The 10,074-nt window shown below is 59.3% G+C and carries 9 protein-coding genes; 2 read left to right on the forward strand and 7 right to left on the reverse strand.

Annotation, left to right across the window (positions count from 1 at the left end; genetic code table 11):
* From choV to AC1DRJ_RS13520, 3 genes are all read right to left on the reverse strand, one after another.
* On the reverse strand, positions 1–1,159 hold a 1,159-nt coding region (gene choV / locus AC1DRJ_RS13510), incomplete at its 3' end, for a choline ABC transporter ATP-binding protein (protein ID WP_477802594.1).
* Positions 1,156–2,001, reverse strand: a complete 846-nt coding sequence (gene choW, locus AC1DRJ_RS13515; protein ID WP_477802595.1) for a choline ABC transporter permease subunit — start codon at positions 1,999–2,001, stop codon at positions 1,156–1,158. The genes choW and choV, both read right to left, overlap by 4 nt.
* Before the next feature lie 66 nt (positions 2,002–2,067).
* A complete protein-coding gene (locus AC1DRJ_RS13520; protein WP_477802596.1) occupies positions 2,068–3,015 on the reverse strand; it encodes a choline ABC transporter substrate-binding protein in 948 nt (315 codons plus the stop codon).
* 436 nt (positions 3,016–3,451) lie between these two features.
* Between AC1DRJ_RS13520 and AC1DRJ_RS13525 the strand changes: the two genes are divergently transcribed.
* Entirely contained in the window at positions 3,452–4,828 is a 1,377-nt protein-coding gene (locus AC1DRJ_RS13525) for an L-serine ammonia-lyase (protein ID WP_477802597.1), read from the forward strand.
* A gap of 548 nt (positions 4,829–5,376) precedes the next feature.
* Positions 5,377–6,480, forward strand: a complete 1,104-nt coding sequence (gbdR, locus tag AC1DRJ_RS13530) for a choline metabolism transcriptional regulator GbdR (protein WP_150780568.1) — start codon at positions 5,377–5,379, stop codon at positions 6,478–6,480.
* A 103-nt stretch (positions 6,481–6,583) separates the two neighbouring features.
* Here the strand turns inward: gbdR and AC1DRJ_RS13535 are convergent, their stop codons facing one another.
* From AC1DRJ_RS13535 to AC1DRJ_RS13550, 4 genes are all read right to left on the reverse strand, one after another.
* Positions 6,584–6,847 (reverse strand): hypothetical protein, encoded by a 264-nt coding sequence (locus tag AC1DRJ_RS13535; protein WP_007947768.1) that lies wholly within the window; start codon positions 6,845–6,847, stop codon positions 6,584–6,586.
* 389 nt (positions 6,848–7,236) lie between these two features.
* Positions 7,237–8,400, reverse strand: a complete 1,164-nt coding sequence (locus AC1DRJ_RS13540) for a gamma-butyrobetaine dioxygenase (RefSeq protein WP_477802598.1) — start codon at positions 8,398–8,400, stop codon at positions 7,237–7,239.
* Between the two features lie 14 nt (positions 8,401–8,414).
* Positions 8,415–8,891 carry a thioesterase family protein gene (locus AC1DRJ_RS13545; protein WP_477802599.1) on the reverse strand — a complete coding sequence of 159 codons (477 nt, stop codon included), beginning with the start codon at positions 8,889–8,891 and terminating at the stop codon, positions 8,415–8,417.
* A 154-nt stretch (positions 8,892–9,045) separates the two neighbouring features.
* A complete protein-coding gene (locus tag AC1DRJ_RS13550; protein ID WP_477802600.1) occupies positions 9,046–10,011 on the reverse strand; it encodes an L-carnitine dehydrogenase in 966 nt (321 codons plus the stop codon).
* Positions 10,012–10,074 lie beyond the last annotated feature (63 nt).

Genomic DNA, 10,074 nt, shown 5'->3' on the forward strand with positions numbered 1-10,074 from the left:
GCAGTGCGTGATACAGCTCGCTGTCACCCAAAATCCCGACCACTTTCTGGTTGTCGTGCAGCACCAGTTTATTGCCGGTCTGATAACGAATCTGCAGCGCATCGCGCATGCCGATGTTCGAGTCCACCAGTGTTGGCCGACGTCCCAGGCCTTCAACCGCTTGCCCCGGAATCCAGTTCTGCAGGTCCATGCTCGCGCCGTTCTGGCGGGCGCCTGTGATGGTGTTGCCTTCGGCCAGGTCCAGCCACGAATCGCCGCCCGGATCGAGGCAGACCGAACCGTTGATGCGCTTGCAGTTGTCCAGCGTGCGCATCAGGCTGCGGCCGCACAACACGTTCAGCGGATTGGTGTGCGCGACGAAGGTCCGTACGTAGTCGTCCGCCGGGTTCAGCACGATCTCTTCCGGCTTGCTGTATTGAATGATCCGGCCGTCTTTCATGATCGCAATACGGCTACCGAGCTTCAGGGCTTCATCGAGGTCGTGACTCACGAACACGATGGTTTTGCTGAGCTTGTTTTGCAGCTCCAGCAGTTCGTCTTGCAGGCCTTGGCGGATCAACGGGTCGAGGGCCGAGAACGGTTCATCCATCAGCAGAATGTCGGCGTCCATCGCCAAGGCGCGGGCCAGGCCGACCCTTTGCTGCATACCGCCGGAGAGCTCATCGGGTTTCTTGTTGCGCCACTGGGCCAGGCCCACCAGTTCCAGCTTCTCGTCCACCAGTTTGCGCCGTTCTTTTTCCGGGCGACCCTGCATTTCCAGGCCGAAACTGATGTTCTCGCGCACCGTCAGCCAAGGCATCAGGGCGAACTTCTGGAACACCATCGCAATGCGCTTGGTGCGCATCATTTTCAGCTCTGCCGGGGTACAGGAGGCAATGTCGATCTGCTTGCCTTCGTGCTCGACAAACAACTTGCCACGGCTGACCGTGTTGAGGCCGTTGATGCAGCGCAGCAGGCTGGATTTGCCCGAGCCGGAAAGGCCCATCAGTACGCAGATTTCACCTTTTTCGACGTCCAGGCTGGCCTTTTCAACGCCGACAATCTGCCCGGTCTTTTTCAGGATCTGGTCGCGGGTCATGCCTTGGTCGAGAAGCTTGAGCGCCTCTCGCGGGTCTTTGGAGAAGATTACGTCGACGTCTTCGAAGCGAATAATGCTCATGCGTCACCCCCTGCTTTAGCGTCGGGTTGTTTGCAGATACGGTCGAGCATGATCGCCAGCAATACGATCGCCAGGCCCGCTTCGAAGCCCAGGGCGATATCAGCAGTGTTCAGTGCGTTGACCACGGGTTTGCCCAGGCCGTCGGCGCCCACCAGTGCCGCGATCACCACCATCGACAGCGACAGCATGATGCACTGGGTGATGCCGGCCGCGATGCTTGGCATGGCGTAAGGCAGTTCGATGCGAGCGAGCAGTTGACGGCGCGAGCAGCCGAAGGCTTTGCCGGCATCCATCAGTTCTGCGGGAACATCGCGAATGCCCAGGTATGTCAGGCGGATAGGCGCGGCAATCGCGAACACCACCGTCGAGATCAGACCCGGGACCACACCCAGACCGAAAAGGGTCAGGGTAGGAATGAGGTACACGAAGGTCGGCACGGTCTGCATCAGATCGAGCACCGGACGCATCATTGTGTAGAACATCGGTTTGTGCGCGGCGACGATGCCCAACGGCACGCCGATGACCACGCAGACCAGGGTGGCGAACAGCACCTGGGCGAGGGTTTCCATGGTTTCCTGCCAGTACCCCAGGTTGAGGATCAGCAGGAAGGAGGCGACGACGAAAACCGTCAGTCCCCATTTTCGTTGAATGAAGTGCGCCAGTAGCGCGATGAGGCCGATCAATGCCAGCGGGTTGAACCAGGTCAGCGCAAAAGTCACGCCGTGGATCATCGTTTCCAGTGTTATCGCGATTGCGTCGAAGGTGTTGGCGCCGTGTTGCGTCAACCATTCAACGAAGCCTGCGATGTACTGGCCTAAAGGGATTTTCTGATCAATCAGCATGGTAGTGAACGTCCGCATGCAAGGAATAAACAGCCCGGACAGCCGAAGCTGCCCGGCGTAAGCGATTTACTGTGCGAGCTTGGCTTTCACGGCATCCAGGCCTGGTTTACCGTCAATGGTGGTCACGCCAGCGAGCCAGGTATCGAGGACCTGTGGATTGTTTTTAAGCCAGGCCTTGGCGGCCGCGTCAGGCTTCATCTTGTCGTCCAGGATGTTGCCCATCAGAGCGCTTTCCATGTCGACGGTAAATTCCAGGTTCTTCAGCAGTTGGCCGACGTTGCTGCATTCCTGGGTGTAACCCTTGCGGGTGTTGGTTGCCACGGTGGCGGCGCCGAAGTCGGGGCCGAAGAAGTCGTCACCACCGGTCAGGTATTGGATCTTGAAGCGCTTGTTCATCGGGTGGGGGGCCCAGCCGAGGAAGACCACGGCGGTGTCGCGCTTCTGCGCGCGATCGACCTGCGACAACATGCCGGCTTCGCTGGACTCGACCACTTTGAAACCAGCGTCTTTAAGGCCGAAGGCGTTCTTGTCGATCATACTCTGGATCAGGCGATTGCCGTCGTTTCCGGGCTCGATGCCGTAGATTTTGCCGTCGAGTTCTTTCTTGAATTTGGGGATGTCGGCGAAGTCATGCAGCCCTTTGTCGTACAGCGCTTGCGGCACCGCGAGGGTGTACTTGGCGCCTGTCAGGTTGGTGCGCACGACATCGACGGTGCCGGCATCGCGGTAGGCCTTGATGTCATTTTCCATGGTCGGCATCCAGTTCCCCAGGAAGATGTCCATGTTCTTGCCATCGGCGAGTGACTTGTAGGTCACGGGCACGGAAATCATCGTGGTTTTGGTCTTGTAGCCGAGGGCGTTGAGCACGACGCTGGTGGTGGCGGTCGTCGCGGTAATGTCGGTCCAGCCAACATCGGAGAAGTTTACGGTACTGCACTGAGCGGGTTCAGCAGCTTGAGCCAGTAACGGCAGACTCAGCATGGCGGCCAACAACAACGACGGGGAACCTTTCATGGATGGACTCCTTGGTGTTTTTTTTGGCAGTGTTCCGACTGGACCACCGCACTTATAGGTTGCGGTTGGGTGGCGTTTTGGAGACAGCTCTACCACGGCGCCTTGCAATCGAGTCGATACGATCATGTACCAGTGAAAATCTGACGCCTACAGGGTGCGTCGTAACCAGTACAGGGAGGGTCGCATCCAGTGTCGGTGACGTCGTTTACAGCTTTTTTCAGCCCTTTTTTCCCCGCTGATCCGCTAAAAAACGGAGAAAACATTGCGTCGCCGCCCTGCGGCGTTAGTGGGCATGAGTGCGTCGGTGTGAGACGTCGAATGACATGACAAAAGCCTGATGATGCGGCCATCTCGGCGGATTGCAGCTTGAGCGTAGCAGCTCCGCCACTGGGCGCTTTTTGCGTCTGGAGTCGGCACATCCAGGAGTTCGGCAGTAATGGCTATCAGTGTTTTCGACCTGTTCAAAATCGGCATCGGCCCTTCCAGTTCGCACACCGTGGGGCCTATGCGGGCCGCCGCGCTTTTTGTGGAGTCACTGCGGGAGAAGCATTTGCTGGAGCAAGTGCGCCGCGTCGAAGTTCAACTGTACGGTTCGCTTTCCGCCACCGGCATCGGTCACGGCAGCGACAACGCGGTGATCATGGGCCTGATGGGCGAGTGGCCGGATGCGATCGATCCGTCGCAAATCGGCATCCGCATCGCAACCCTGCGCGAAACCCACACGCTGCTCCTCGACGGTCGCTTGTCGGTGCCCTTCGTCTGGGCCCGCGACATGCGCCTGATCGATGAAAACCTGCCGTTCCACCCCAATGCCATGACCCTGATCGTCGAAGGCGATCACGGCGAGCTGCATCGCGATACTTACTATTCCGTCGGCGGTGGTTTTGTCGTCGATGAAGCCCAGGCGTCCAGCGGTGTGGTCGATCTGGACCGCACCGAGTTGCCGTACGATTTCTCCAGCGCCGTCGAGCTGCTGAGCCTGTGCCAGACGCACAACCTGCGTGTGGCTGAATTGATGATGGCCAACGAGAAAGTCTGGCGCAGTGAAGAGGAAATCCGCGCCGGCCTGATGAAACTTTGGCGCGCCATGCAGGATTGCGTCGACCAGGGCCTCAAGCACGAAGGCATCTTGCCCGGCGGGTTGAATGTGCGTCGTCGTGCGGCGAAGTTGCATCGCAGCTTGCAGGAGCTGGGTAAGCCGAATGTGATCGGTTCGACCCTGAGCGCCATGGAGTGGGTCAACCTGTTCGCGCTGGCGGTCAACGAAGAGAACGCTGCTGGCGGGCGCATGGTGACAGCGCCGACCAACGGCGCGGCGGGGATCATTCCGGCGGTGTTGCACTACTTTATGAAGTTCAGCGAAGTGGTGACTGACGCCAACGTGGTCGATTATTTCCTCAGCGCCGCAGCTGTGGGGATTCTGTGCAAAAAGAACGCTTCGATCTCCGGTGCCGAAGTCGGTTGCCAGGGCGAAGTCGGTTCGGCCTGCGCGATGGCGGCGGCGGGGTTGGCGGAGATTCTCGGCGCCACGCCGGAACAGCTGTGCAACGCTGCCGAAATCGGTCTGGAACACAACCTCGGCCTGACCTGCGACCCGGTGGGCGGGTTGGTGCAAGTGCCGTGCATCGAGCGCAACGCGATTGCGGCGGTGAAAGCTATCAACGCGGCGCAAATGGCGCTGCGTGGCGATGGTCAGCACTTTATCTCGCTGGACCGGGTGATCCGCACCATGCGTGATACCGGCGCCGATATGCATGACAAATATAAAGAGACATCGCGCGGTGGGTTGGCGGTTAGCGCAGTAGAGTGTTGAGCCAGTAGTACCGAGTTGCCTGCTTCGCGAGCAAGCCCGCTCCCACATTAGATCTCCAGTGAGCATGGTTTTGTGTGCAGCACAGATCGAATGTGGGAGCGGGCTTGCTCGCGAAGGGGCCCTACCAGTCAAAACTGCGCGCTAAGTGAACACCGAATTCCAGGCGCGCCACCTTTTGGCGCGTCGCTTACAGATAAGCGGCTTTGCAAGACTCAGGGATCCAAAACCGCCCCGACCACCCGTCACCCGTGCTTGCGGTGACACTCGTTCCCGGCACCTCACAGCCCTGTTCCCACAAGTGCTACCGATTTGCTCACCACCAGCGGGGCAGGGTACTTGCTCTGCCTGATGGCACTTTATTCCCTGTGCCACGCGCGTCATATACAGACACATTCCGACGTCGTTTTCAGGAGTTATTGAACGCGCATTCAATTTTAGGCATGGCAATTGCTCTGTCATTACAAAGCCCGTCTCCCACCCGAGAACGATGGCCATAAAAAGAGCCTCCGCCTGAGGCCATCACCCGCTTTGTGTGAGGAGATACCGCGATGACGACGTTCAACTCCGGGGCCCAACCCCAGAACCGTGCGCCTCAATCCATTGGCTTTTTGCTGCTGGACAATTTCACGCTGATTTCTCTGGCCTCCGCAGTAGAACCCCTGCGCATGGCCAACCAATTGTCCGGACGCGAGCTGTATCGCTGGACCACAATCACAGTCGATGGCGGTCAGGTCTGGGCCAGTGACGGCCTGCAGATCACCCCCGACTGCTCCATGCACAAAGCACCGGCCCTGGACACCATCATCGTCTGTGGCGGTATCGGTATCCAACGCACTGTCACCCGTGAGCACGTGTCATGGCTGCAAAGCCAGGCGCGTCAGTCGCGTCGTCTTGGCGCGGTCTGCACCGGCAGTTGGGCCTTGGCCTGCGCCGGCCTGCTGGACGGTTTTGATTGCAGCGTGCACTGGGAATGCCTGGCCTCGATGCAGGAAGCCTTCCCCCGTGTCGTCATGAGTACGCGCTTGTTCACCCTGGACCGTAACCGTTTCACCAGTTCCGGCGGCACCGCGCCACTGGACATGATGCTGCACCTGATCAGCCGCGATCACGGCCGTGAACTGTCCGCCGCGATCTCGGAAATGTTTGTCTACGAACGTATCCGTAACGAGCAGGATCACCAGCGCGTGCCGCTCAAGCACATGCTCGGGACCAATCAGCCGAAGTTGCAGGAAATCGTTGCGCTGATGGAAGCCAACCTCGAAGAACCGATCGACCTCGACGAACTGGCGGTGTACGTCGCTGTTTCGCGTCGACAGCTTGAGCGGTTGTTCCAGAAGTATCTGCATTGCTCGCCGTCGCGTTACTACCTGAAACTGCGCCTGATCCGCGCCCGGCAGTTGCTCAAGCAAACGCCGATGTCGATCATCGAAGTGGCGTCGGTGTGCGGCTTTGTTTCCACGCCGCACTTCTCCAAGTGCTACCGCGAATACTTCGGCATTCCACCGCGTGACGAGCGCGTAGGTTCCAACACCACGCAACAGGTGGCGATGATGCCGCTGCCGCAAGCACTGGTGCTGTCGCCGCTGTCCGGGCCGTTGTCGGCGTTGAGTCAGGCGCGTAATGAGTCGACATTTGCCAGCGTAAGGCTCTAAACCGGGTTGGCTTCATCGCGAGCAGGCTCGCTCCCACAGTTGGCCGCATTCCCTTGAGAGAACTCGGTCAATGTGGGTGCGAGCCTGCTCGCGATTGGATCTATCAGGCGCTACGGCTTTGCTGATACTCCGCCAATGCCGGCAACAACTGCCGATCAATGGCCTGACGCACAGCCGGCAGGATGGTCGCGCTGCTGGTGTACATCTGCTTGACCATGGTCCGCAGTTCAATTGCCCTTTCGTTGTTTAAGCCTCGTACCGCACATTCGCAAGCCTGCTCGGCAGTAGCGCCCGGGGGCACTGCGAATCCCAGCGCCTTGAGCTGGCCCAACAGGTCTTCCTGGTCGATCAAATCGGCGTACATCATGACGCAATCCTTCTTCAGGGAACGGTGTCTTGGCTCGATTCTCGTAGGGGGATGCGGCGGCGGCAAGGGCGATTTGTCGCAATGGCCGCGATACCTATGAACAGGTCGTTTTCGGCTAACTTGCGGATCAAGAGAGTGGGCACACTGGATTCAGCTGGCAACACGAAGGTTTGGTCACCCTCGCGCAACGGCTCCTCGACAGTACCCTCCTCAGCTCCGATCTTGTCACGGCTTGATCGGGGTTTTTTTTGCCTGTGAATCAGAGAAGTATGGGGTGCCTGAACTGACGCCTTCGCGAGCAAGCCCGCTCCCACATTTGACCCAGCTCTATCAGGAGAATGCGGTCGAATGTGGGAGCGGGCTTGCGCGCGAAGAACGATGACGCGGTTTTAGCGTTGAAGCACAAGAACCCGCGACAACAACTCATCCCGATCCACATAGCACCCCTGGAAATGCCGGGCGCCACTGGCAGGATCAAACGCATTGCGGGCATGCAGCGTGCGGCGATTGTCGAAGCACCACAACTCGCCGGGGTTGAGCCGCGTCATTACCCGGAACCGAGCTTCCCGTGTCATCGCTATGAACCGTCGGTAAGCGTGGTACAGCTTGGGCATCTGCTCCACCGGCGCATCAAACGGCCCGCGCAGGAAATTCGCCATGCGGATTTCCGACACCTGTCCCAAAGCATCCAGCGCAATGATCGGCGCCAGGCAGCGGTAGTCGCTGTGACGGTCTTTGTTGCGGAACTCCACCGGGATTTCGCAGAGGCTTTGGAACGCCTCGGGATCCTCATTGCGCAAGGCTTCGGCGATGGCAAAACCGTCGACAAAAATACTCTCGCCACCGTCGGCGTCATTGACCAGGCAATGCAGAAATTGCAGCCCCGGTTGCAGCTCCCGAGTCGGAAGGTCGCTGTGCAATGGCAGGTTGAAAGCTGTATAGGCGTTGCTGTCGGCATCGGCCTTGGATTGCACGTTGAACAGCACACCGAAATTGCTCTCGCGGATGAAGGAAATCCGCTGGGCGATCAGTTTCAGTGAACCCGGCTCAGTCGGCACGCCGCGCACCCGAGTCAGGCCGATATCGCGCACCGCCAGTAGCCATTGCAGCAGAGCGTTATTGTCGTTCATCAACGCCTGGTAATCGAACACCGGCAACTGCAAATCGCTGCGCCAAAGCTGAGCCTTTGGCTTGGCGAGGCGGCGCTCGGCACGGGACTCATCGTCATAGGCGTGGGCGCGCAACCAGCCGGGGTCGAAGCGGCTGAGGTGGCCATCTTCCCACTCGATGCTGAGACAACCTTCAATATCGACGCTTGCCCCGCTCGGTATCAGGTTTTGCGCGACATCGACGATTTCCAGCACTTGCTCGCGCGTCACGCTATAGACGCATTGCGGGCACGGGCAATTGTCCCGCAACCATTGGTGATGAAAGGGGCTGGCGCGATGATCGGCCCACTTCACCAGAATTCTGTCCGCCAAGGATTGCACGCCAACGAGCGCGCTGATCAACGGATAAGTACGGAAGTCGGCAAAAGCAGTGGCGGTGTTCAATGGCGATCTCCTTATTATTTTTTTGGGGGTAAAGCGATCACTCGGCCGATGTAGTCGGGGGTGGGCAGGTCGGTTTGCTCGGCAACGATGGCTTGCAGCTTGCTCAGCGACAGTTCGCTGAACGGTGCGGATCGTGGCCCGGCAAGGTCAACGTGTAGCAACATCTGCTCGTTGCCGGCCAGTTCCTTGTCATCGCCCACCAAGTGGAGGCTGTGATAGAGGTGCAGGCGTTTGCTGTCGTGGCCAATGATCTGCGTATGCACTTCGACGTCGGCATCGAGCTTCACTTCGTGCAGGTAATTGAGGTGCAGTTCGAGGGTAAACAGCGAATGGCCGCTGGCTTCGCGGTTGTTGCTGTCCATGCCCAGGCGATCCATCAGCGCGTCGGTAGCGAAGCTGAAAATGAGCAGGTAGAACGCGTCGCGCAGGTGACCGTTGTAGTCGACCCAGTCGGGGATGATGCGGGTTTGGTAGGTGGTTAGGGCGGGCATGATATCTGTTCCAGAATTAATGGTGACTGGACCGTCGTCTTCGCGATCAAGCCCGCTCCCACAGGGGGTTTGTGGTGTGAACACTGTCTATTTCACAACGCAGAACCAATGTGGGAGCGGGCTTGCTCGCGAAGGGGCCAGACCTGCTGATGGGTTATTCGCTGAAGGCCATCCCATGCTTCTCTTTGGTGGTCTTCACCGCCTCAAGCACCGCCAGCAGGCAATCATCACGATAGCGCTCCAGCGCCGAAATGCTGTGCGTGCCCAACTGATCAGTGGTGCCATCCACCACATCATCAATCAATTTGTCGGTCAGCTCCGGCGCTGGCAGGTAGGTCCACGGCAACTGCAACGCCGGTCCGAACTGCGCCATGAAGTGGCGCATCCCGGCGTCGCCGCCGGCCAGCGTGTAGGTCAGAAACGTGCCCATGAACGACCAGCGCAAACCCGCACCAAACCGAATCGCGTCATCGATTTCACCGGTAGTCGCAACGCCGTCGTTCACCAGGTGAAGCGCCTCACGCCAGAGTGCTTCGAGCAGGCGATCAGCGATAAATCCGGGCACTTCCTTGCGCACGTGCAGCGGACGCATGCCCAGGGATTCATACACTTTCATTGCCGCTTGAACCGCTTCAGGCGCGGTGTTTTTGCCGCCGACCACTTCCACCAACGGCAGCAGGTAAACCGGGTTGAACGGGTGGCCGACTACGCAGCGTTCCGGGTGCGTTGCACTTTCGTAGAACTCGCTGGGCAACAGGCCCGAGGTACTGGAACCAATCAAGGCGTTGGGTTTGGCCGCCGCGCTGATTTTGCTGTGCAGTTCCAGCTTCAGATCGAGGCGTTCGGGGGCGCTTTCCTGAATGAAGTCAGCATCGCGAACGCATTCTTCAATCGTCGCGACAAAGCGCAGGCGATCCTGAGAAGCGCCCGGTGCCAGCCCTTGTTTCTCCAGTGCGCCCCAGGCATTGGCGACGCGTTTGCGCAGGGCGGCTTCGGCACCGGGCGCGGGGTCCCAGGCGACGACGTCGAGGCCATGGGCGAGGGCGCGGGACACCCAACCGCTGCCGATGACACCGCTGCCCAAGGCTGCGAAGGTTTTGATTTCGGTGATGAAGGTCATGGCGACGTCCTAAGGAGTTAGGTAGACCCTGTGGGCGGGCTTGTGTGGTGAGGGGACTTGCCC

Source organism: Pseudomonas sp. P5_B2 (assembly GCF_056400445.1).

Bases quoted from the DNA above. Each gene is read 5' to 3' on its own strand.
- choW (WP_477802595.1), bottom strand. From the start codon at position 2,001: ATGCTGATTGATCAGAAAATCCCTTTAGGCCAGTACATCGCAGGCTTC.
- AC1DRJ_RS13520 (WP_477802596.1), bottom strand. From the start codon at position 3,015: ATGAAAGGTTCCCCGTCGTTGTTGTTGGCCGCCATGCTGAGTCTGCCG.
- AC1DRJ_RS13525 (WP_477802597.1), top strand. From the start codon at position 3,452: ATGGCTATCAGTGTTTTCGACCTGTTCAAAATCGGCATCGGCCCTTCC.
- gbdR (WP_150780568.1), top strand. From the start codon at position 5,377: ATGACGACGTTCAACTCCGGGGCCCAACCCCAGAACCGTGCGCCTCAA.
- AC1DRJ_RS13535 (WP_007947768.1), bottom strand. From the start codon at position 6,847: ATGATGTACGCCGATTTGATCGACCAGGAAGACCTGTTGGGCCAGCTC.
- AC1DRJ_RS13545 (WP_477802599.1), bottom strand. From the start codon at position 8,891: ATGCCCGCCCTAACCACCTACCAAACCCGCATCATCCCCGACTGGGTC.
- AC1DRJ_RS13550 (WP_477802600.1), bottom strand. From the start codon at position 10,011: ATGACCTTCATCACCGAAATCAAAACCTTCGCAGCCTTGGGCAGCGGT.